The sequence below is a fragment of the Arthrobacter sp. ZGTC131 genome (genome assembly GCF_002929275.1).
Classification (GTDB): Bacteria; Actinomycetota; Actinomycetes; order Actinomycetales; family Micrococcaceae; genus Arthrobacter.
In genome coordinates, this window is sequence record NZ_PJIK01000008.1 from 156,038 (window position 1) to 177,360 (window position 21,323).

Annotated in this window: 22 protein-coding genes; 10 read left to right on the top strand and 12 right to left on the bottom strand. The window is 67.9% G+C overall.

Annotated elements, in window-relative coordinates:
- Nucleotides 1-90: 90 nt before the first annotated feature.
- The 4 genes from CXQ90_RS12065 to purB all read right to left on the bottom strand — a co-directional run bounded on the left by CXQ90_RS12065 (nt 91) and on the right by purB (nt 3,472).
- Nucleotides 91-525, bottom strand: coding sequence for an acyl-CoA thioesterase (locus CXQ90_RS12065; RefSeq protein ID WP_104139411.1), 435 nt, complete (start codon nt 523-525; stop codon nt 91-93).
- A gap of 116 nt (nt 526-641) precedes the next feature.
- The gene (locus CXQ90_RS12070; RefSeq protein WP_104139412.1) at nt 642-1,145 is read right to left on the bottom strand and encodes a GNAT family N-acetyltransferase; all 504 of its coding nucleotides are present in this window, start codon (nt 1,143-1,145) and stop codon (nt 642-644) included.
- A 111-nt stretch (nt 1,146-1,256) separates the two neighbouring features.
- On the bottom strand, nt 1,257-1,922 hold the full coding sequence (locus CXQ90_RS12075) for a histidine phosphatase family protein (protein WP_104139414.1): 666 nt from the start codon (nt 1,920-1,922) through the stop codon (nt 1,257-1,259).
- Between the two features lie 107 nt (nt 1,923-2,029).
- Nucleotides 2,030-3,472: an adenylosuccinate lyase gene (gene purB / locus CXQ90_RS12080; protein WP_104139416.1), complete on the bottom strand. Its 1,443-nt coding sequence runs from the start codon at nt 3,470-3,472 to the stop codon at nt 2,030-2,032.
- A 198-nt stretch (nt 3,473-3,670) separates the two neighbouring features.
- Between purB and CXQ90_RS12085 the strand changes: the two genes are divergently transcribed.
- Together CXQ90_RS12085 and CXQ90_RS12090 are read left to right on the top strand one after the other, a co-directional pair.
- Nucleotides 3,671-3,976 (top strand): hypothetical protein, encoded by a 306-nt coding sequence (locus tag CXQ90_RS12085; protein ID WP_104139417.1) that lies wholly within the window; start codon nt 3,671-3,673, stop codon nt 3,974-3,976.
- On the top strand, nt 3,976-5,451 hold the full coding sequence (locus CXQ90_RS12090) for a hypothetical protein (protein ID WP_181038540.1): 1,476 nt from the start codon (nt 3,976-3,978) through the stop codon (nt 5,449-5,451). The genes CXQ90_RS12085 and CXQ90_RS12090 overlap by 1 nt, the downstream gene beginning before the upstream one ends.
- 77 nt (nt 5,452-5,528) lie before the next feature.
- On the opposite strand, the gene CXQ90_RS12095 is transcribed toward CXQ90_RS12090, so the two are convergent.
- Both CXQ90_RS12095 and CXQ90_RS12100 read right to left on the bottom strand, forming a co-directional pair.
- Nucleotides 5,529-5,957, bottom strand: a complete 429-nt coding sequence (locus CXQ90_RS12095) for a phage holin family protein (protein ID WP_104139419.1) — start codon at nt 5,955-5,957, stop codon at nt 5,529-5,531.
- A 127-nt stretch (nt 5,958-6,084) separates the two neighbouring features.
- Nucleotides 6,085-6,957, bottom strand: a complete 873-nt coding sequence (locus CXQ90_RS12100) for an endonuclease/exonuclease/phosphatase family protein (RefSeq protein WP_104139420.1) — start codon at nt 6,955-6,957, stop codon at nt 6,085-6,087.
- A gap of 129 nt (nt 6,958-7,086) precedes the next feature.
- Between CXQ90_RS12100 and hisC the strand changes: the two genes are divergently transcribed.
- The 5 genes from hisC (at nt 7,087) to CXQ90_RS12125 (ending at nt 12,886) form a co-directional block, all read left to right on the top strand.
- On the top strand, nt 7,087-8,205 hold the full coding sequence (gene hisC / locus CXQ90_RS12105) for a histidinol-phosphate transaminase (RefSeq protein WP_181038541.1): 1,119 nt from the start codon (nt 7,087-7,089) through the stop codon (nt 8,203-8,205).
- Between the two features lie 148 nt (nt 8,206-8,353).
- Nucleotides 8,354-9,586 carry a pyruvate dehydrogenase (acetyl-transferring) E1 component subunit alpha gene (pdhA, locus tag CXQ90_RS12110; protein ID WP_104139422.1) on the top strand — a complete coding sequence of 411 codons (1,233 nt, stop codon included), beginning with the start codon at nt 8,354-8,356 and terminating at the stop codon, nt 9,584-9,586.
- The gene (locus CXQ90_RS12115) at nt 9,586-10,566 is read left to right on the top strand and encodes an alpha-ketoacid dehydrogenase subunit beta (protein ID WP_104139423.1); all 981 of its coding nucleotides are present in this window, start codon (nt 9,586-9,588) and stop codon (nt 10,564-10,566) included. Before pdhA ends, CXQ90_RS12115 begins: the two co-directional genes overlap by 1 nt.
- Nucleotides 10,567-10,650: 84 nt before the next feature.
- Nucleotides 10,651-12,186 carry a dihydrolipoamide acetyltransferase family protein gene (locus CXQ90_RS12120; protein WP_104139425.1) on the top strand — a complete coding sequence of 512 codons (1,536 nt, stop codon included), beginning with the start codon at nt 10,651-10,653 and terminating at the stop codon, nt 12,184-12,186.
- Nucleotides 12,187-12,292: 106 nt separating this feature from the next.
- On the top strand, nt 12,293-12,886 hold the full coding sequence (locus CXQ90_RS12125; RefSeq protein ID WP_104139427.1) for a phosphatase PAP2 family protein: 594 nt from the start codon (nt 12,293-12,295) through the stop codon (nt 12,884-12,886).
- A gap of 18 nt (nt 12,887-12,904) precedes the next feature.
- Here CXQ90_RS12125 and CXQ90_RS12130 read toward each other — a convergent pair whose 3' ends face one another.
- From CXQ90_RS12130 to CXQ90_RS12140, 3 genes are all read right to left on the bottom strand, one after another.
- Entirely contained in the window at nt 12,905-13,243 is a 339-nt protein-coding gene (locus tag CXQ90_RS12130) for a hypothetical protein (protein ID WP_104139428.1), read from the bottom strand.
- Between the two features lie 170 nt (nt 13,244-13,413).
- Nucleotides 13,414-13,845, bottom strand: a complete 432-nt coding sequence (locus CXQ90_RS12135) for a universal stress protein (RefSeq protein ID WP_104139430.1) — start codon at nt 13,843-13,845, stop codon at nt 13,414-13,416.
- Nucleotides 13,846-13,980: 135 nt separating this feature from the next.
- A complete protein-coding gene (locus tag CXQ90_RS12140) occupies nt 13,981-15,276 on the bottom strand; it encodes a PLP-dependent aminotransferase family protein (RefSeq protein WP_104139431.1) in 1,296 nt (431 codons plus the stop codon).
- 111 nt (nt 15,277-15,387) lie between these two features.
- Here CXQ90_RS12140 and CXQ90_RS12145 point away from each other — a divergent pair, with 111 nt between their 5' ends.
- Entirely contained in the window at nt 15,388-16,272 is an 885-nt protein-coding gene (locus CXQ90_RS12145; protein WP_104139433.1) for an isocitrate lyase/phosphoenolpyruvate mutase family protein, read from the top strand.
- Between the two features lie 109 nt (nt 16,273-16,381).
- Here the strand turns inward: CXQ90_RS12145 and CXQ90_RS22940 are convergent, their stop codons facing one another.
- Together CXQ90_RS22940 and CXQ90_RS12155 are read right to left on the bottom strand one after the other, a co-directional pair.
- On the bottom strand, nt 16,382-17,263 hold the full coding sequence (locus tag CXQ90_RS22940; RefSeq protein WP_258064510.1) for a GerMN domain-containing protein: 882 nt from the start codon (nt 17,261-17,263) through the stop codon (nt 16,382-16,384).
- Nucleotides 17,264-17,483: 220 nt separating this feature from the next.
- Nucleotides 17,484-18,050, bottom strand: a complete 567-nt coding sequence (locus CXQ90_RS12155) for an NAD(P)H-dependent oxidoreductase (protein ID WP_104139434.1) — start codon at nt 18,048-18,050, stop codon at nt 17,484-17,486.
- A gap of 123 nt (nt 18,051-18,173) precedes the next feature.
- On the opposite strand from CXQ90_RS12155, the gene CXQ90_RS12160 reads away from it, so the two are divergent.
- Nucleotides 18,174-18,782, top strand: coding sequence for a TetR/AcrR family transcriptional regulator (locus CXQ90_RS12160; protein WP_181038542.1), 609 nt, complete (start codon nt 18,174-18,176; stop codon nt 18,780-18,782).
- A 9-nt stretch (nt 18,783-18,791) separates the two neighbouring features.
- Nucleotides 18,792-19,850: a Gfo/Idh/MocA family oxidoreductase gene (locus CXQ90_RS12165; RefSeq protein WP_104139437.1), complete on the top strand. Its 1,059-nt coding sequence runs from the start codon at nt 18,792-18,794 to the stop codon at nt 19,848-19,850.
- Between the two features lie 148 nt (nt 19,851-19,998).
- Here the strand turns inward: CXQ90_RS12165 and ald are convergent, their stop codons facing one another.
- Nucleotides 19,999-21,117, bottom strand: a complete 1,119-nt coding sequence (ald, locus tag CXQ90_RS12170) for an alanine dehydrogenase (protein ID WP_104139439.1) — start codon at nt 21,115-21,117, stop codon at nt 19,999-20,001.
- Nucleotides 21,118-21,323: the final 206 nt, after the last annotated feature.

Consider the following 21,323-nt stretch of genomic DNA (forward strand, 5'->3'; position numbering starts at 1 on the left):
CGCGGCCCTCACCCGCACGAATGGCTCTGGGCGGGCCGGTCAAGCTGGGCGGGGCCGGTGACGCGAGCTGAGGCGGACGACGGCGGCCCGTCAGTCCTGCTCGAGCGTCTCGGTGAGGTGATGCGTGGGGATGCGGTCACGGTCGTAGGTGATTTCCGTGTAGCCGTGCGGCTCCGGCTTGCCGTTGGGGCTGAGGTTCACGAACACGATCTCCTCGATGGTGAGGATGCTCCGGCGGGTGATCATGTTGCGCACCTCTGCCCGCATGGTCAGCGAGGTGCGGCCAAAGCGCGTGGCGGTCAGCCCCATCTCGATCAGGTCGCCCTGCACGGCCGAGCTGACAAAGTTGATCTCGGAGATGTACTTGGTGACGGCGCGGCCGTTGCCGAGCTGGAGGATGGCGTAGATCGCGGCTTCCTCGTCGATCCACTTCAGCAGGCTTCCGCCGAACAGGGTGCCGTTGGCGTTCAGGTCCTCGGGCCTGACCCACTTGCGGGTGCGGAAGGTGATGTCCTTAGTTTCCATACCGAGAGATTAGTCGACGGCGGCGGCCCGGCTCCGAGTGTGACGGCGGCCCTGCCCCGCACACGCGGCCGAGGCCGGTCACGCGGGCCAAGCCGGTTGTCGGCGGAAGAGGGGGCTCAGGCCATGGCCGTGTGCGCCGCGCTGTGCGAATCGATGCTCTTGGCGTAGCAGTACGAGTGTTCGACGCCGATGTACGGGCCGAAGTTGGGCACCGGCTCGAAGCCGGAGTTCTGGTAGAAGTTCCGCCCGTCGGGCTGGGCGGACCCGGCCTCGGCCGTGACGCGGGTGATGCCCTGCGCGAACGCCTCCGCCTCAAGGGCCGCCAGGATCGAGCTGGCCACGCCCGAGCCGCGCGTGTAGGGCAGTACGTACAGGCGCTTGATCTCGGCAGTCTGCGAATCGAGCAGCCGGAGACCGCCGCAGCCCACGGGCTGCCCGGAACCCTTGTCGTACGCCACCAGGAACACCGCGGTGTCCACCTCGGACGGCTTCGGCCCCGGCTCGTGGTCGGCGCGCCCGAACCGGGCGTCGAGCTCCGCCTGCTGGGCCGCCCGCAGGTCCGCACCCACAGGGTTGCTCCAGCTGACTTTCCTGATGTTGAGCCTGGGGTTGGTCTGCATCTCTGCCTCGATTCGCCGAAGGGTTATGCAGATCAAGCCTAGGAGCGCGCCGTTACCGCGGTGTTTCCTGCGGGTAAGCGCCTCGAGAACAGTGCCGCGGCGGTGCGGGAGCTACCCGGCGGACCGCCCCATCGGGTCCTCCGCGGTGGGATCTGCCAGAGCCAGGCCGCCCACCGGGCTGGCATCCCAATGAATCAGTTGCCAGCCGGCGTCGGGATCCCCTTCCAGCGCCACGATGCCGGTGTTGGCCAGGACGTGCCTGGCGGCGAATTCCATGTCGATATTGTCCGCCCGGAGGCCGGCCCAGACGCGGATGGCGGCACCGTGGCTCACGACGGCCACTGCGCCCGCGTCCGAGGCGTCGGCGGCCACCTTTGCGATGGCGGCGTCATAGCGTTCAAAGAACTCGTGCCCGTCGGGGCCGGCGGGCATCCGCCGGTCGAAGTCCCCGGCGGCCCAGGCGAAGACGGTGGTCATGTACCGGCGGTGGGCCTCATGGTCCGTGAGCTTTTCGAGGGAACCCGCCTCGATTTCGTGGATCCCGTCCAGCACCTCGACATCCAGCCCGAGTTCGCGGCCAAGCGGCTTGGCCGTGACCTGGGTCCGGAGCAGGGTGGAGGCATACAGCGCGTTGATCGGCTCATTCACGAGCGCCCTCGGCAACGCCTCGGCCTGCCGTTCGCCCAGCTCGGTCAGGCCGGGGCCGGGGTGCGCCGTGTCCAGCTGCCCCAGCACGTTTCCGGGGGTCTCTCCGTGGCGGATGAGCAGGAGCTTCATGGTTCGCATTCCTTTTCGTCTTCGTGAAGGTGAGCGGGGCGCTTCCGCGGAAGCTGCCGGGTAACGGAAACGGTGCCGGGCAGCGAAGCCCGGCACCGCCGTCGTACTTATTTGAGGTGGTCCACCAGCTGGTCGGCGATGCCCGTGTACTTGCCGGGCGTCAGCGCCAGCAGCCGGGCTTCCGCCTCCGGCGAGAGCCCCAGGCCCTGGACGAACTCCTGCATGCGGGCAGCGTCCACGCGCTGGCCGCGCGTGAGGTCCTTGAGGCGCTCGTAGGGGTTCTCCATGCCTTCGACGCCGGCAATCGCCTCTGCGCGCATGACCATCTGGATCGCCTCGCCCAGCACTTCCCAGTTGGTGTCGAGGTCGCCGGCCAGCACGTCCTCTGCCACGTCAAGGCGGTCGAGGCCCTTGGCCACGTTGGAGATCGCCAGCAGCGAGTGGCCGAACGCCACGCCGATGTTGCGCTGGCTGGAGGAGTCCGTGAGGTCGCGCTGCCACCGGGACGTGACCAGCGTGGAGCCGAGCACGTCCAGGAGCCCCGAGGAGATTTCCAGGTTGGCCTCGGCGTTTTCGAAGCGGATCGGGTTGACCTTGTGCGGCATCGTGGAGGAGCCGGTGGCGCCGGCCACGGGGATCTGCGCGAAGTAGCCGATCGAGATGTAGCTCCAGATGTCCGTGCAGACGTTGTGCAGGATCCGGTTGAAGCGGGCCACGTCGGCGTAAAGCTCGGCCTGCCAGTCGTGGCTTTCGATCTGGGTGGTCAGCGGGTTCCAGGTCAGGCCCAGGCCCTCGACGAACGACTTGGAAACCTGCTGCCAGTCGGCGCCCGGGACGGAGGCCACGTGGGCGGCGTAGGTGCCGGTGGCGCCGTTGATCTTGCCGAGGTACTCGGTCCTGGCAATGCGGTCCAGCTGGCGTGTGAGGCGGTGGGCGATGACGGCGAGTTCCTTGCCCAGTGTGGTGGGCGTGGCGGGCTGGCCGTGCGTGCGGGACAGCATGGGCACGGAGCGGTTCTCTTCCGCCATCTTGCTGATCTGGGCCACGAGCGCCTTGGCGGCGGGCAGCCACACGTCCTCCACAGCTCCCTTGACACCCAGGGCGTACGAGAGGTTGTTGATGTCTTCCGAGGTGCAGCCGAAGTGCACCATGGCCGTGAGGTGCTCAATGCCGATCGACGGCAGCCGGCGGCCGATGTAGTACTCCACGGCCTTCACGTCGTGAACGGTGACGGCCTCGATGTCGGCAAGTTCCGCGACGGAGGCGGCGTCGAATTCCGTGACGATCCTGCGGAGCTGCTCCTGCTGCTCAGAGGTCAGGGGGCCTGCGCCGGGGAGGACGTTGTTGCTGGTCAGGTGGATGAGCCACTCCACCTCGACGGCGACGCGGTCGCGGTTGAGGGCGGCCTCGGACAGGTAGTCCACCAGGGGTGCGACGGCGGGCTGGTAGCGGCCGTCCAGCGGGCCGAGCGCAATCTTTTCCGGCGACGCGGCGAGGGCCAGGCGTCCGGAGGGCGTACGGGTGTCAGCTGTGGCGGCAGTTTCAGGCATGCCCTGATTCTTTCATGAACTCCAGCGGCCGCTGAAGCTGGCGGTCGGTTGTGACTTCTCCCCAACAGCCGTTGCCGGGGACACCTTTCCACATAGCCGACGGCGGCCGTTCCGGTGCGCTGCCGGAGTCCGTAGCGTCGTGGCCGGGAGGAAGACCGGTCGGATGCCGGGTACGGCAAAAGGGGGAGGAGTAACCGGATGAGGGCCAGCGTCACAGCGGCTGACGCCGCGGCGTGTTCGTCGCGCAGCTTTGAAGTCCAATTGCTGGCGGGGCGCGTGGAGGCGTGCGCGGCACGGCTTGACGAGGTGCTTGCCCGGCTATCGCGGTTGCAGCTGGCAGAGTGGCAGTCGCCGGCGGGCAGGGCCTACCGGGAAAGCGCAGGTCGGCACGCCGCAGCCCTGCGCCGGGCCGGGGAGCAGATGGACTCGGCCGCAGCGTCCGTGCGAAGGCACGCCCACAATGTGTCCTTGTCCTCTCCGCGGACTGCGGCCGGCGGGTTCTGATGGCTGCACTGATCCCGCCCGGAAGCGGAGGCCCGCCGCGGCCGGTCGAGCCAGCCCCGGACACAGCTCTTTCGGTCCGCGGCGGTGTGGGCGGGATCGCCTTCCAGCTGGAGGAGCTCGCAGCAGGTGCGGTCGAGCTGGACGGCCTCGCCAGGGACCTGGCATCCGTGGAGCTTGACGCCCACCGGGTCTGGACGGAACTGGGCTCTTACCAGAACGATCCGCCGTCCAGCGGGACCGAAGCGGTTACGGCCGTTTGGGAAGGGCGGCGGGCGGTCGCGGCTGTGCGCGAGGAACTGCAGGACATGGCAACCCGGGTTCAGGCATGCCAGCGGGACTATGAAGTCGCCGAACAACGAAGCCGGGGCAACCTCCGCTCCGGAACCGATGCTCTCAGGCTCCTACCGGCCCAGCTGACGGACCTGCATCTGGGCGGACTTGGTGAACCCTTCCGCGCGGACTTCAGCAGGCTGTTGAACCGGGACAGCATGGAAGGGCTGACGGGCAACTACCTGGTCATCATGGCCCTGCTAGGGGTGAATTCTCAGGCCGTCCTCGGTGCCGTCACCATGGCGGCAGCCACCGGGATGAAGGGATCCGGCGTCCCCGATGTCGTCCGCATGCTTGCCGGCGGTGTGATGCCCCACCTCAGGCCCCGCCCTGTTTCGGCGACGGCGACCTCGACGATGGAGATCACCCTTGACGCCTCTCCTGCCGGTCTTCTGGCCAGGGCCAAAGGTGTGGATGAGGACGGCCGCGGCAGGATCGAGGTCATCAGGACGGAACACGGCGGCCAGGAGGCGTTCGTCGTCATCGTCCCCGGCACCCAGCCGGGTGACGCAGGCGGTCCGAACCCCTTCGACGAGCACGGCATCGCCGAAGGCCTGGGCTACGGCTCTGCACACACGAGTGCCGCGATCCGGGACTCCCTCCGGCAGGCAGGCGCGGAGGCGGGCGCCCAGGTGGTGGCCGTCGGCTACAGCCAGGGCGGAATCCACGCCATGAACCTCAGCCAGGACAAGGCGTTCCTCGCGGAATTCGACCTCAAGTACGTGCTGACGGCAGGGTCACCGATAGGCGGCATCAACCCGGAGCCCGGGATCAGCAGCCTCCATCTGGAGCACCGGCAGGACTGGGTTCCGGGAGCGGACGGGGCGCCCAGCCCGGACACCCGGGACCGCGTCACCGTCACGCTTCAGAACCGGGTGCTGACGCCTGTGGGGGTGGACCCCGGTCTGGGGCCAGGCCACAGGCTGACCAACTATGAGGCCGGGGCACGGGCGGTGGCGGCGAGCAACGATCCGTCCCTCGTGGCGTCCACCGCCGCTCTTGCTGGCGTCGTGGGTGCCGGCGGAGCGGCTACCGCCACGCGCTTCCAGCTGGTCCGCGCTCCGAAGCCGCAGGAATCCGGTCGATCTGACGTGGCTGGGCGCCGTGCGGAATGGTCGGACGTCCGCCCGCCCGGCGGCCGGTAGCGCGGATTCCGCGGCGGGCTGTCTGTCCGGCGGCCGTCTTTGCCGCCGCCGGCGCCGTGTTGTGCCGGTCCGCGCCGCTAGCGGCGACGGGCGCCGGGAAGCCTGTCGGCCACGAGGGAAATGATGGTGATGATGATAGCGGCCAGTACGGCGGTCCAGAAGAAGGAGTCGATGGTGAAATGCACCGGCGTGTTGCTGCTGATCCAGGACGTCAGGTAGAGCATGGCCGCGTTGATCACGATAGTGAATAGCCCCAGCGTGAGGATGGTGATGGGGAGGGAGAGGAAACTGATCACCGGCCGCACGAAGGCGTTCACCAGCCCGAAAATAAGGCCGATGAACAGGTAGGCCAGGATGACGCCCACCGCATCGGTTCCCTGGCTGACACCCGACTTCGCCACCGCCTCCGTGGTGGCGGACGTCGAGATCTCCAGCCCGGGCAGAATCCAGCTGGCAACCCACAGCGCCAGGCCGTTGATGATGACCCGCACGATGAAAGACCGCATGCGCCCATGCTTTCACACCGGCCTGAAGAACGCAGGCGCCCCCCGGACGAACGCCCGGCGGTGCGTTGTTCCGCTCCGCCGGGCGTTCCGGGTGGTCCCGGACGGGCCGAGTCCAGGCCGAGTACAGCTAGCGAACGAGGCCGTTGGGCTTCTGCGCCACGGACACGTCGGCGATGATGGGCAGGTGGTCGGACGCCGTCGTCCTAAGGACCTCCGCGAAGCGGGGCCGGATGTCGCCGTGGCCCAGAATGTAGTCGATGCGGCTGACGGGGTTTTCCACAGGCATGGTGTAGTCCGTGTCCTGGCCGAGCGCTGCGAAGACATCCGTGAACCGCGTCATGAGCTGCTGCATCTCCGTGGACGTCGGAATCGCATTCAGGTCGCCCACGAGCAGGGATGGCCGGCCGGATCCGGAGGTGATGCCCAGGATTTCCTTGACCTGCAGCTGGCGCTGCTCGCTGCGTCGGTGGTCGAGGTGGGTGTTGTAGAAGCTGATGTGGTTGCCCTCGACGTTGATGACCGTCTCCAGCAGGCCGCGCTGCTCCGTGGGCTTCTCCGCGTACTGGATGTTGGTGAGCAGGTGGTTCTCCGAACTCAGGATGGGGTACTTGCTCAGGACGGCCGTGCCATACTGGCGCCGGTCCGTATGACCCGGTTCCGGGTCCAGATCCAGGTTGGGGGCGTAGGCGTAGTGCATGTTGAGGCGCTCAGCCAGCCATGCCGCCTGATCCTGGTAGGCACTACGGGCGGACCAGTGCCGGTCCACTTCCTGGAGGCCCACAATCTGCGCCCCGCTGGATTCGATCTCGCGCGCGATCCGGTCCAGGTCGAGCACATCTCCGCCGTCGGCCCCGTGGTGGATGTTGAACGACATGACCCGGATCTCGCTCAGGCGGGTCGTGTTTGCGTCGTCCTGGGCGGTGGCCGGAGCGGTGGCGGCGAGCACACTGGCGACGGCCAGGGCGGCAGCAGAGAGGGTCACGGCTAGTTTTCGCATCATCGTGTGGTGTCTTTCTGGTTGGTCCTCGTGGGTTCCCCAGTCCACCAGCGCTGGGTGACGAAGGGGCCACATATTGGTGAACGGCGCAGGGCCCGCAGGAGAGGAGTGCCGCGAAGTAGGCTAGTTGGCATGACCTCATCAGAGACCACGGCGGGCAGCGTCAGGCCGAGACCGGTCGTTGACCGGCTGCCCCGCTACGCCGCAGGCAAACCGCCCGTCGCCGTCGACGGCCTGGCCAGCTACAAACTGTCATCCAACGAAAACCCGCTGCCGCCGATTCCGGCCGTGGCCGAGGCCATCGCGGCCCAGACCGACTTCAACCGGTACCCGGACCCCCTGACCACCAAGCTCCGGGCTGCGCTCGCCGACTTCCTGGACGTGCCAGCCGAGGACATCGTCACCGGTGCCGGCAGCCTGGGGGCCCTCAACCAACTGCTGACCACCTTTGCCGGACAGAACGACGACGGCAAAGCCGACGAAGTGATCTACGCCTGGCGTTCCTTCGAGGCCTACCCCATTTCTGTCGGCCTCGCCGGAGCCGAGAGCGTGCGGATTCCGCTGACGCCGGACGGCCGCCATGATCTCGACGCCATGGTGGCCGCCGTGACCGTGCGCACCAAGGTGATCCTGCTGTGCACGCCGAACAACCCCACCGGCCCCATCCTCACAGCAGAGGAAACGGAGCGCTTCATCAACGCGGTGCCGTCGGATGTGGTGGTGGTCATCGATGAGGCCTACCAGGAGTTCGTGCGGGCGGAAGACGCCGTGGACGGCATCCGCATGTACCGGAAGTACCCGAACGTCGTGGTGCTCCGGACCTTCTCCAAGGCGCACGGCCTGGCCGGCCTCCGCGTGGGCTACAGCGTCTCCCAGCCGGAACTCACCCAGTACTTGCGCGTCGCCGCGACGCCGTTTGCCGTGTCCCAGATCGCAGAGCAGGCCGCGGTGGTGTCCCTGCAGAATTTTGATCAAGTTGTAGAAAGGGTACAAAGCCTGGTGGATGAGCGGGACCGCGTGACGGCCGGCCTCCGGGAGCTCGGCTGGTTCGTTCCGGAGGCGCAAGGGAATTTCGTCTGGCTGAATCTGGGCGAGAACAGCACCGAGTTCGCCCAGCTGGCCGGGGAACACGCCCTGTCCGTGCGTGCCTTCGGCAACGAGGGCGTCCGGGTCAGCATCGGCGAGGCCGAGGCCAACACCCGCTTCCTCGAGCTCTGTGCGATCTATACAAAACCCCCGCAGCGTTCCTAGCGGTTAACAAACGCCCCTTGGGGGTTACGCCGGATAAAGTAAGGAACAGTAAGCCAGAAATATATGCCCCGCCCGGAATGCATTCCGTTTGAGGCATATATCCCAGCGACATTGCAGCGCATCCGGATGCGGCAAGCAAGGAGACGGTATGGGCGCCACACATCTGCCCTCCACCGAGTTCGACGGAACAGGGTTGGACGACCAGCTCGAGGCGGAGGCCGAAGCCGCCCTTGGCGAGCCGGCGGCCGAGATGGTCCAGTTATTGGGGCCGGACGGCACCCTCGGCACGGACTCCGTGTTCTCCGAGTACGCCCAACGGCTGGACGCGGAGAAGCTTCGCGGCTTCTATGCGGACATGGCCGCGATCCGGCGCTTCGACCAGGAGGCCACGGCGCTTCAGCGCCAGGGCCAGCTGGCGCTGTGGGTTCCACTGACCGGGCAGGAAGCCGCGCAGATCGGTTCCGGCCGCGCCAGCCAGCCCCAGGATTACATCTTCCCGACGTACCGTGAGCACGGCGTGGCCCTGACCCGGAACGTGGATCTGGCCGAGCTCCTCCGGCAGTTCCGCGGCATCTCCAACGGCGGCTGGAACCCCAAGGACACGAACTTCCACCTGTACACGCTGGTTCTTGCTGCCCAGACCCCGCATGCGGTCGGCTACGCGATGGGGATCCAGCGCGACCAGCGGCTCGCGGAGGCCAACGGCCTGGCGGAGTCCGGAACGGCTGAGCCGAAGGCCGCCGTCATGGTCTACTTCGGTGACGGCGCCAGCTCCGAGGGGGACGTCCATGAGTCCATGGTGTTTGCCTCCTCCTACAATGCGCCGGTGGTCTTCTTCTGCCAGAACAACCACTGGGCCATCTCCGTGCCCACGGCCGTGCAGACCCGCATCCCGCTGTCCAACCGCGCCAAGGGTTACGGATTCCCGGGCATCCGGGTGGACGGCAACGACGTCATCGCCGTGCACGCCGTCACGGAGTGGGCCCTCGAGCACGCACGCCAGGGCAACGGCCCGGTGTTGATCGAGGCCTTCACCTACCGCGTCGGGGCGCACACGACGGCCGACGATCCCACGAAGTACCGCGAGTCCTCGGAAGAGGCGCTGTGGCGGGCCAAGGACCCGCTGGAGCGGCTGGAGAAGTACCTCCGCTCCGAGGGCATGGCCGACGACGCTTTCTTCGAGCAGGTGACTGCCGACGGCAACGAACTCGCCGCCTACATCCGCAAATCCACCTACGAATCGGACGCCCCGGACATCCGGACGGCATTCGCCAACACGTACGTGGAGGCGCATCCGCTTGTGGCCGAAGAGCTGGCCTGGTTCGAGGACTACAGTGCGGGATTCGCCGGCGAGGACGCTGCAGAAGGGGCAGGCAACTGATGACCACCATGACCATCGCCAAGGCCATCAACGAGGGCCTGCGCGCCACCCTCAGCAACAACCCGAAGTCCCTCCTGATGGGCGAGGACATCGGACCGCTCGGCGGCGTCTACCGCGTCACCGACGGCCTGATCGCCGAGTTCGGCGCGGACCGTGTGGTCGACACGCCGCTCGCGGAGTCCGGGATCGTCGGCACGGCCATCGGCCTGGCGCTGCGCGGCTACCTGCCCGTCTGTGAGATCCAGTTCGACGGCTTCGTCTTCCCGGGCTTCAACCAGATCACCACGCAGCTGGCCAAGATGCATTCGCGCAGCAGCGGAAACCTGACCGTTCCCGTGGTCATCCGCATCCCCTACGGCGGAGGCATCGGCTCGATCGAGCACCACTCCGAGTCGCCCGAGGCCCTGTTCGCCCACACCGCCGGGCTCCGCATCATCACCCCGTCCAACCCGCACGACGCCTACTGGATGATCCAGCAGGCCGTGGCCTGCCAGGACCCGGTGATCGTCTTCGAACCGAAACGCCGCTACTGGCTCAAGGGCGAGGTGGACACCGGGGCGGCCGGCCTGGCCGAGGATCCCTTCAAGGCCCACGTGGTCCGCGGGGGCACCGACGCCACCGTGGTGGTCTACGGCCCGCTGGTTCCCGTGGCCCTTGCAGCCGCCAACGCCGCCGAGGAAGACGGACGCAGCGTCGAAGTCGTCGACCTCCGCTCCATCTCGCCGATCGACTTCGACACGATCGAAGCGTCGGTCAAGAAAACGGGCCGCCTGATCGTGGCCCACGAGGCCCCCACATTCGGCGGCATCGGCGGCGAAATCGCAGCACGGATCAGCGAACGCGCCTTCCATTCCCTGGAGGCCCCGGTCATCCGCGTGGGCGGTTTCCACATGCCGTACCCCGTGGCAAAGGTCGAAGAGGATTACCTGCCGGACATCGACCGCATCCTTGAGGCGCTGGACCGCACCTTCACGTACTGAAGCCTGCGCCTTTACCGTCACCTTCGCCTACCGGCGTCTCCGTGCACTGGCCGGACCGCCTGAGCTTTCGAACCCGAGGACCCCATGACGCTGAACAAGTTCAACCTCCCCGATGTCGGCGAGGGCCTGACCGAGGCCGAGATCGTCTCCTGGAAGGTCAAGCCGGGCGACACCGTGGCCATCAACGATGTCCTCTGCGAAATTGAGACCGCGAAGTCCCTCGTGGAGCTGCCGTCGCCGTTCGCCGGCACCGTCACGGAGCTGCTGGTCCCCGAAGGCGTGACCGTCGACGTCGGGACGGCCATCATCAGCGTGTCCGACGTCGTCGCGGGCGACCCCACCCCGGCGGATGTGCCGGCGCCGGTCCCGCCGACAGCCGCACCTGCGGCACCGATGTACGGAAAGCTTGCGGCCGACGTCGGGCCCGTTTCCAACGGCGGAGCTTCCGACGGCGGCCTGGCCAGCGGTCCGCTGGTGGGGTCCGGGCCCAAGGCCGACGCCGTCAAGCGCCGCCCGCGCAGGGCGCGGACCGAGATTCCGGCGGACCCGATCCACGGTGCTCCGGAGATCGAGCCTGTCCAGCCCCGGTCTGCGGAGGCTGTGCTGGACGCCCCGGTTCCGCCGGTCTCAACCGGCGGCCCGGTTGCGGCGGGTCCGGCAGGCTCCATCAGCGGGCTGGCTGACAAACCCACGCTCGGCGGTACCATCACCGGGCTCGTAAACAAGGTCCTGGCCAAGCCGCCGGTGCGCAAGATCGCCCGGGACCTGGGGATTGACCTGGCCGACGTCGTCGCCACCGGCGCCCGTGGCGAGGTCACCCGGGAGGACCTGGTCAGCTACCAGTCGCAACGGGACGCGGAGCTGGACAAGGCCGACACGTTCTGGGGCAAGTCGGGCCGGCCGCAGGACCAGCGGATCGAACGGATCCCGGTCAAGGGCGTCCGGAAGGCCACCGCGAAGGCCATGGTGGAATCGGCGTTCTCCGCCCCGCACGTCAGCATCTTCGTGGATGTGGACGCCAGCCGCACCATGGAGTTCGTCAAGCGGCTCAAGGCCTCCCGCGATTTCGAGGGTATCCGGGTCTCCCCGCTGCTGATTCTTGCCAAGGCAGTCGTCTGGGCCGCGGCGCGCAATCCCAGCGTGAACGCCACGTGGGTGGACAACCCGGACGGCAGCGATACCGCGGAGATCCACGTCAAGCACTTCATGAACCTCGGCATTGCCGCGGCCACGCCGCGGGGCCTGATGGTCCCGAACATCAAGAACGCCCAGGACCTTTCGCTCAAGGAGCTTGCACTGGCGCTGAACGACCTCGCCACCACGGCCCGTGCGGGCAAGACCCAGCCGTCCCAGATGCAGGGCGGCACCCTGACCGTCACGAACATCGGGGCCCTCGGCATCGATACCGGCACGCCCATCATCAATCCCGGCGAAGTGGCCATCGTGGCCTTCGGCACCATCAAGCAGAAGCCGTGGGTGCTGGACGGCGAGGTCATTCCGCGGTGGATCACCACGCTCGGCGGTTCCTTCGACCACCGTGTGGTGGACGGCGACCTCTCAGCCCGCTTCATGGCCGACGTTGCCTCCATCCTTGAGGAGCCGGCCCTGCTGCTTGACTGATTCGGCCCTTGCCAAGGCCACGGCCGGGGCAAGGGCCGCGGCCGGGGGTCGCGGAAGCGGAAGGCGGAACTGTGGGCGGAACGGCACCTTCGTGAACATTCGTGCCATGAACCTTGCGGCCAGGGTGATCACGGAGCTCTTTCAGCCAACGGTCACTGTGGCCCTGCTGCTGCTGTTCAGCCCCGCCGTTGAACCGGGGTTCCCGGGTACGGCGTGGTTCGGTGCCGTGGCGGTGCTGTTTGTGTGCGTGCTGCCGCTGGCCGCCGTCGTACTGCTGGTCCGGCTGGGGAAGGTGACGGACCACCACGTCAGCGACCGCCGGCAGCGCGCCCCGGTGCTGGCCATGGCAGCAGTGTCGCTGCTGGCCGGACTATGCCTGTTGCTAGCCATCGACGCTCCGCGCAGCGTGATAGCGATGATGCTGGCGACCGTGGGCGGAGTGGCGGTGCTTGCTGTCATCAGCCTCTTCTGGAAAATCAGCGGGCACGCTGGGTCCATCGCCTTCGCCACGGCCGTCGCGGTCCTGACGCTGGGCGCCCCGTGGAGTCCGGTGCTGCTGCTGATCCCCGCGGTCTGCTGGTCCCGGGTGGTGCTCCGCGCGCACACGGTGGCCCAGGTGGTGGCCGGCGCGGTGGTTGGCGGCGGCGTCACCACGCTGCTGTGGTGGCTGCTCCTGGAACTGACAGTCCGCCGCGCGTGACGCCGCCGGAGCCGAGCCTCAGTAGGCCGCGTAGGTGGTCATCAGCTGGGCCAGGACGGGATCGGAAGTCATACCCGCCAAGGCAACGGCCGCGACAATCATCGCACCGGATACGGCGGCGACGGTGCCTGACACGGCAGCCAGGAACTTCCAGTCCTCGCGCAGGACGCTCTGCATGGTATCGGGCAGCTGCAGGTCGGGGGAGATGAGGTTCGGCGCGCTGTCCACGGAGCCGTCATCCAGCAGGGCGATGACGCGGCCCGCCGAACGGTCGATGCGCATCGCGCTGATGTGGTTGCCGTGACGGGCAAGAAGGATGTCATGACCCACGAGCTGGCGCCGCTGGAGTGTAAGCAAAGTGTTCCCCTGAAGGTAGATTCTCGGATGTCCGCTCCATCGGGGCACCTCCAATTTTACCGTCGGGTTCGTCGCGGCTTGCCGGAAAGCGGGGTGAGACTGCGCACCACGCGGGGTGACCCGCGTCAAGTCGGCGGCGGCTTCGCGCTCTTACTCGCGCCGGCTGCAGCCTAGTCGGCGCCGTAGGTGTTGGCGATGTAGACGTCGCAGGAGGCAGTGTGGGCAACGCTGTTCGCCACGCTGCCCAGGACCCGCCCCAGGCCGTGCATGCGCCGGTTACCCACCACGATCATCCGCGCGTCGAGCCGTTCGGCCTCTTTGACGAGGGCCTCGGCCGGCTTCCCCCGGGCCGAGGAGTAGGTGATCTTGAGGTCGCCGCCGCTCAGGTCTGTGGCGACGTTCTTGGCCACCTTCTCGGCTTCGCCCGCATCCGAGACAATCCACCTGTCGCTGCCGCTGCCGTAGACCTCGGTCCGGTCGGTTTCGAAGGCCGACACGACGTGCAGCCTTGCCCCAAGCGCCAGGGCAAGGTCCCGGGCTGCTTCCGCCGCCTTCTTGGCGGTCCCGCTCTTGTCCACGCCTACAACGATGGTTCCGCCCATGCCCTGCTCCTCTTCGTTCGCCGGCTCTGCGTCCGCAGCGCCTCATTGTCTCCTGCGTCTGCACCGGTATCCGGCAGCCGTTCTCAGCCTACCCCTGAGGTGCGGCCACCCTGCGGGCAGTGCGGGCAGTGCGGCCTACGCGAGTGCGTCGATTGCCTCCCGCAGCACCGGCGCCAGGCGGCGCACGCCCTCGGCGATGGCCTCCGGCGGCACTGCGCTGAAGGCCAGGCGGAGCTTGTTGGACGGCTCGTCCGAGTGCGTGAAGGCGGCGCCCGGGATGAAGACCACACCCGCGTCGATTGCCTTCCGCAGCAGCGGGTAGGTGTCCACGCCCGGGGGAAGCGTCACCCACACGAAGAATCCGCCCTCGGGCCGGGTCCAGGTGAGCCCCTCCGGCATATGCTCCTCCAGCGCGGCCAGCATGGCGTGGCAACGCTCGGCATACAGCCCGCGGTACGTCTCGATCTGGCCCTTCCAGTCGTAATCCCGGAGGTAGGCAGAGACCAGCATCTGGTTCAGGGTGGGCGGGCACAGCGTGACGGCCTCGGAGGCCAGGTAGTAGCGGCGCTGCAGGTGTGCCGGCACGAGTGCCCAGCCGATGCGCAGGCCAGGCGCAAAGATCTTGGAGAAGGACCCCATGTAGATGACATCGTCCGGATTGGCCGCCCGCAGCGGTTCCAGAGGCTTCCCGTCGAACCTCAGCAGGCCGTAGGGGTTGTCCTCCAGGACAATGATGTTAGCCCTGCGGCAGATGTCCACGATCTGCTGCCGGCGTTCCCTCGCCAAGGTGATCCCGGACGGGTTGTTGAAGTTGGGGATGGTGTACAGGAACTTGATGTTCTTTCCGGCGGTCTGGAGCGCGGCGATCCTGGCCTCAAGAAGCTCGGGCACCAGCCCGTCGTCGTCCATCACCACCGCCTCAACCTGCACCTGATACGCCTCGAAGGTGTTGAGGGCGCCCACGTAGGTGGGCTCCTCCACGAGGACGACGTCGCCGGGGTTGCAGAACACCTTGGTGGCCACGTCCTGGGCCGACTGCGAGCCCGCGGTGATCACCACGTTTTCCGGCTTGGCATCGAGGATACCCTCGGCGGCCATCACCTCGCAGATCTGCGTGCGGAGTTCCTCCGTGCCCTGGCCACCGCCGTATTGGAGGGCCGTCAGGCCGTCTTCGGCGATGATCCGCGCGGCCGTCTGGGCGAGTTTTTCCAGGGGCAGGGACTGCAGGTAGGGGCTGCCTCCGGCGAGGGAGACGAGCCCCGGGCGCATGGAGATGTCGAAGACGTCCCGAACGGCCGACTGCTTGATGTTTGCTGCGCGCTCCGAGAAGAGTTCGTCGTGGCGGTGGGCGGACGTGGCCGCGCGTTCGATTGCATCAATGGCTTCGGCCGGCAGGACGGCTGCCGCGGCATCAAGTGTTTCGTGGGTCACATTCCCTAGGATACAGCCAACTGTTGCCGGGAAGGCAACAGTTGTTGACAATGAAACCCCAGGTTTCCCGGCAGGCTTTACCTCCGTTCGCCGAGGGCATGGAATGGAGCCATGACACCGCACCCTTCTGCCAGCGCCCAGTCAGCCAAGGCGGCCGCCTTCCGTCAGTTCCACTCGGCCGCGGCGGCGCCGCTGGTGCTCGTGAACGTGTGGGACGCGGCGTCGGCAAAGCTCGTAGAGGAGGCCGGAGCGACGGCGCTCGCAACCTCCAGCTCCGCCATCTCCTGGAGCCTGGGATTTCCGGATGGCAGCCACCTGCCTACTGGCCTTGCCGTGGAGGCGGTGCGGCGGATCGCGGCGGCCACCACCCTACCTGTCACGGCGGACATCGAAACCGGGTACGCGGGCTCCGACGGCGCCTTTGACGATGGCATGTTCCGCCAGACCATCACGGCGGTGCTCGAGGCCGGTGCCGTGGGCGTGAACCTCGAGGACTCCGGCGGGGATCCGCTCACCGCCGTGGCGGAACAGGCGCGCCGGATCGGCATTGTTCGGGACGCGGCTGAAGACTTCGGCGTGGCGCTTTTCATCAACGCCAGGACGGACACCTATCTGTCAGGCCGCTTCCCGGAAGCGGCCTTCGAAGAAACCCTGCAGCGTGCCGGCGCCTATCTGGCGGCCGGAGCCGACGGTATATTCGTTCCCGGCGCCACGGACCTCCATGTTTTGCACGAACTCGCGCGGAGAATCGCGGCGCCGCTGAACGCGCTGGCCGGCGTCGGGGCCGCTTCGGTTGGGGAACTGCACGACGCCGGCGTGCGGCGGATCAGTATCGGCGGCAATACGGCGAAGGCCGCGTACGCGACCGTGTCCCGGGTGGCCGCGGAGGTCCTCGGCGACGGCAACTGGTCGGAACTGGCCGGAGCGCGCAGCCACGCCGAGATGGACGCCCTGTTTGCCCCGGTGAAGGCCCGGCAGCGTGACCCGGGGAAATGAGACGCCGGCAAAGGCGGCGCCGGAGAATGCGTCACCGCAGAATGAAGCAGGGGTTACCCGCGGGGAAGCCCGTCAAGGACCCCGGCGCTAGCGAAGGCTTGCCCGGCAGCTAGCGGAGGCTGAGGACCTCGGCCAGACGGACGCCGTTGACGTAAATCTCCGCACGGGTGGCACCCACAGCCGTGACGGCGGTCTGGGTGAGCTGCGCCTCGATCCGGGGGACATCGCAGACCCCGCCCGGCTGCACCGAGCCGGTGAGGTTGACCACCACCGTGGTGCCGTCAAGGTACCCGGAAACATACTGCAGCGTGGACGAGGACAGGGCGTTATAGAGGCCTGACGCCGGCGGCGCCCCCGGGCCGGACAGCAGCCGGCTCATGGCAGCGTGCAGCGGCTCCCGGATGGAGGGATCGGCGTCGCGCACGGGAACCAGGCTGTCGTTGCAGCCGAAGCGCACGCCCGACGTGCCGCCGTCGTCGAGGGCAACGTAGTACACCGCGGTTCCGGCGCCGGCCTGTGCGCCTGCGGCGGCGCCTGCTCCGGGTGTGGTGGCCTTCGGTTCTGTGGCCTTCGGTGCGGCGGCCTCAGGCGGAACGGCCTCCGGCGCCGCGCCCACGGGCGCCTCCTGCGTGCCGGCGGACGGCAGGTCCTGAACGGCGGGGCCGTCCGCCGCCGGGGGCGGGCCGGCAGGTGACCCGAAGCCCTGCGCCGGCGCGTCGGCCGCGGTGCCCGCGCCGATGTCGGGGCCGGACGCGGCGGATCCGGACCCTTCGGCGGGACCTGTGGCGGCCCCAGGCGGGCCGGCGGCCTCCTCCGGCGGGCTGGCGGGCGGGACCGGGCGTGGCTGGGGAGCGGGGGCCGCGGCACCGGCGTCCGCAGAACCTCCCGTAGGCGCCGCAAGCGGTGTGCAGGAGCCGAGCCACAACGGAAGCAGAAGGCAGCAGGCAACAGCCCCTGCCCTGCGTGCCCTGCCGCCCTGGCTGGTCTTCATGAGTGCACCGCACTTCCTGCCCCGGTCCGCCCGGTACATCAACGTTACGGCGGAGGGAGTCGCCGCGGGTTTCAGTTCGGCCGCAGCTCAGTCACGGATTGGTTTCGCCCCGGCGCCCCGGCGCCCCGTAACCCGTGCAGCCCGGCGCGCCCGCGGGCTTAAACGACGCGCGCCCCCGGCAACGGTCAGGTTGCCGGGGGCGTGCGCGGAGCTAACTGGATCAGGCTGCTGCGGTGGCCCGCTCAGCGGATGCCAGGGACTCGAAGATGCCCTTGATCTGCTCAACAACCTCGGCGTCGTCCTTCGGGTGGGTCTCGGCGAAGCGGACCATGGAACCGGGAACGGCAAGCTTGACGTCCTCGAGCACCTTCGCGCCGGCGATGCCTGCCGCCTTACGGGCCTCGTCCTGGGCCCAGACGCCGCCGAACTGGCCGAAGGCGGTGCCGACGACGGCGGTGGGCTTTCCGGCAAGCGCGCCGGCGCCGAACGGGCGGGACAGCCAGTCGATGGCGTTCTTCAGCGAGGCGGGCATGGTGCCGTTGTGCTCCGGCGTCACCAGAAGCAGGGCGTCGGCAGTGTTGGCTGCGGCGCGGAGGCCAGCAGCGGCTTCGGGGACCTGGCCCTCGACGTCGATGTCCTCGTTGTAGAAGGGGATGTTGCCCAGGCTCTCGTGGATGACGATTTCAAGGTCTTCCGGCGCGTTCAGCTGGATGGCCTCGGCCAGTTTACGGTTGGTGGAATCGGCGCGGAGGCTGCCGACGAGGATGAGGACGGTGTTCTTGGACATTTGAACTCCTTTTATCAGGCCGCGGGGGTCCGCCGGCTGGCTGGGTGTTGAGGCGCTTAATGCCTTCACCGATACTAAACGGACTACGGTCCGGATAATATTCCCCGGTCTAGAATGTTTCTTGTGAGCCTCATCCCAATCCGCTCCGGGACACCCGGTTCCGGCCCCGAACGCAGCGATGCCGCCCGGAACCGGGAACTGCTGCTGTGCGCGGCCCGGCAGCTGATCGAGGAGTGCGGTGCCGACGGCCTCACCATGGACAAGCTGGCCGAGCGCGCGGGCGTGGGCAAGGGAACGGTCTTCCGCCGCTTCGGCAGCCGCGCCGGGCTCATGATGACGCTCCTTAGTGACTCCGAGGCCGAATTCCAGGGGCGTTTCATGTTCGGGCCACCGCCGCTCGGCCCCGGGGCGCCGCCGCTGGAGCGGCTCATCGCCTTCGGCGCCGGGCGCATCGGTTACGTCTTGGAATACGGGGACCTTGCGCGGGCCGCCGACCACTCGGTGTACAACCGCTTCGAGGTCCCCGCCGCCGTGCTGTGGCACCGGCACCTCGAGTATCTGCTGCGCGAAGCCGGCCTGGAGGCGGACCCCTGGCTCATGGCGATGTCGCTCAGCGCGACCCTCGATCCGGAGCGGCTCCTGTATGCCGTCCGTGTGCAGGGTGTGTCCCCGGAGCGGCTGGAGGAATCTTGGCGCCAGCTTGTTACGCGGCTGGTCCGGCCAGCGGAGTAGCGTTGCACCATGAGCACCGATGCCGCTTCCTCCCGTATCCGCACCGCAGTTGTGGGTTTTGGCCTCTCCGGCAGCGTTTTCCACGCGCCGCTGATCGCCGCTGACCAGGGCTATTCGCTGGACGTCATCGCGACGTCCGACGCCGGACGCCAGGCCGCCGCCGTCGAGCGGTACCCCGGCGTGAAAACAGTGCCCGACGGCGATGCCGTCCTTGCGCTGGCCGCCGACCTTGATCTTGTGGTCCTGGGGACGCCTCCCGCCACGCACTACCCGCTGGCGAAAGCCGCCCTCGAGGCCGGGCTCGACGTCGTGGTGGACAAGCCGTTCGCCGTGACCAGTGCGCAGGGGCAGGAGCTGATCGGGCTCGCCGACCAGCTGGGCAGGGTCCTCACCGTGTTCCAGAACCGCCGCTGGGACGGGGACTTCCTGACCGTGAAGGCGCTGCTGGAGGGCGGCTCCCTGGGGCAGGTAATGCGGTTTGAATCGCGGTTTGAGCGGTGGTCGCCCGAGGTGTCCAAGGCCTGGAAGGCGGAGGCCACGGCGGCCGACGGGGGTGGGGTCCTTTTCGATCTCGGCACCCATCTGCTGGACCAGGCGCTGCTGCTCTTCGGGCCCGGGGCTGTGGTCCATACGGAACTGCTGGCGCGGCGGCCAGACGAAAAGGTGGACGACGACTGCTTCCTGGTGGTTCAGCACGAGTCCGGGGTGCAGAGCCACCTGTGGATGAACATGCTGTGCGCCCAGCAGGGGCCGCGCTACCGCGTGCTGGGATCCGAAGCCGGTTACACCAAGCACGGCATCGACCCGCAGGAACCCTACATAGTTGCCGGCGGTGGCCCGCTGGATGAAGAGTACGGCGTGGAGGACCCCGAGTGGGCGGGGCAGCTCGGCCGGGACGGCCACATCGACCGGCTGTCCACCGAGCGCGGCGCCTACCCGGAGTTCTACCGCATCCTCGCAGCCAAGATCTCCGACGGCGGCACGGCCTCCGCGCTCCCCCTCCCGGTTGATCCGGCCGGCCCGGTCGAAGTCCTGAAACTGATAGAGCAGGCCCGCACGCTCGCCTAATAACTCAAAGTGAACCGCTGGGTGAGCTCGGTTTCGCTCCCCACCTCCGGGCTTAACGTTTGAACGGCAGCCATCCAGAAAGCGTGCGTCAAAGCGACGAAGGAGCAGCACGCGTTGGATGACTGCCGTTCAAACGGCAACCAAGAGGTTATGCGGAAACCAGCTCGTGCCAGTCCGCTACGAGGGGCAGGTTGTGCGCCTCGGAGACGGAGCGGTGTGCCACGTGGCCGGCGGCGATGTTTAGGCCGGCGGCGAGGGCGGGATCGTTCTCGAACGCTGCCTTCACGCCCAGGTTGGCCAGGGCCACGCCGTAGCGCAGGGTGACGTTGGTCAGCGCGTAGGTGGACGTGTTCGGGACGGCGCCGGGCATATTGGCCACGCAGTAGAAGATGGTGTTGTGCACCTTGTACGTGGGTTCCTGGTGCGTGGTGGGGTGCGTGTCCTCGAAGCAGCCGCCCTGGTCCACGGCGATGTCCACGAGCACGGAGCCGGGCTTCATGCGGGCCACGAGTTCGTTGGTGACCAGCTTGGGAGCCTTGGCGCCGGGGATCAGCACGGAACCGATGACGAGGTCCGCGTCCACCACGGACTTCTCGATCTCGTACTTGTTGGACGCGACCGTCTTCAGGCGCCCCTGGTACTGGGCGTCTAGTTCGCGCAGCCGGTTGATGTTGATGTCCAGGATGGTGACGTCGGCGCCGAGGCCGATTGCCATCGCCGCGGCGTTGGTGCCTGCGACACCGGCGCCGAGGACCACAACCTTGGCCGGGCGGACGCCGGGCACGCCGCCCAGGAGCACGCCCTTGCCGCCGGCAGGGGCCATCAGGGACGTGGCGCCGACCTGGACGGACAGCCGGCCGGCGACCTCGGACATCGGCGCGAGGAGCGGCAGGGTGCGGCCTTCCTGGACGGTTTCGTACGCGATGGCCGTAACGCCGGAGTTGATGAGTTCGCGGGTGAGCTCGGGCTCGGCGGCCAGGTGGAGGTACGTGAAGAGGATCAGGCCCTTGCGGAAGCGGTGGTATTCGGCCTTGATGGGCTCCTTGACCTTCATCACCATGTCGGCCCGGGACCAGACCTCATCCGGATCAGCGACGATCTCGGCGCCGGCGATGGCGTATTCCTCGTCGGTGATGCCCGAGCCCAGGCCTGCGCCGCGTTCGACCAGAACGGTGTGGCCGTGCGTGCGGAATTCGTGGACGCCGGCAGCGGTGATGGCGACGCGGAATTCGTTGTTCTTGATCTCTTTGGGGACACCGATGATCATTTTGGGCTCCATATTCGATGGCTCTTGAGGCCGAAAGTTGCGGGGGAGGTGTGATTCCAGAATAGATCCGGTTGTGAGGCAGGCGACAGCAAATGCCTGGTGCCCGGCTGCAAGAACCGCATGATTCCGCGGATTTTTGCGATCACCGCTCGACGTTTGTCGAGCTGCTGAGCGGCAGGTGTCGCCTGCTGTCCGTTCGCCCGGCA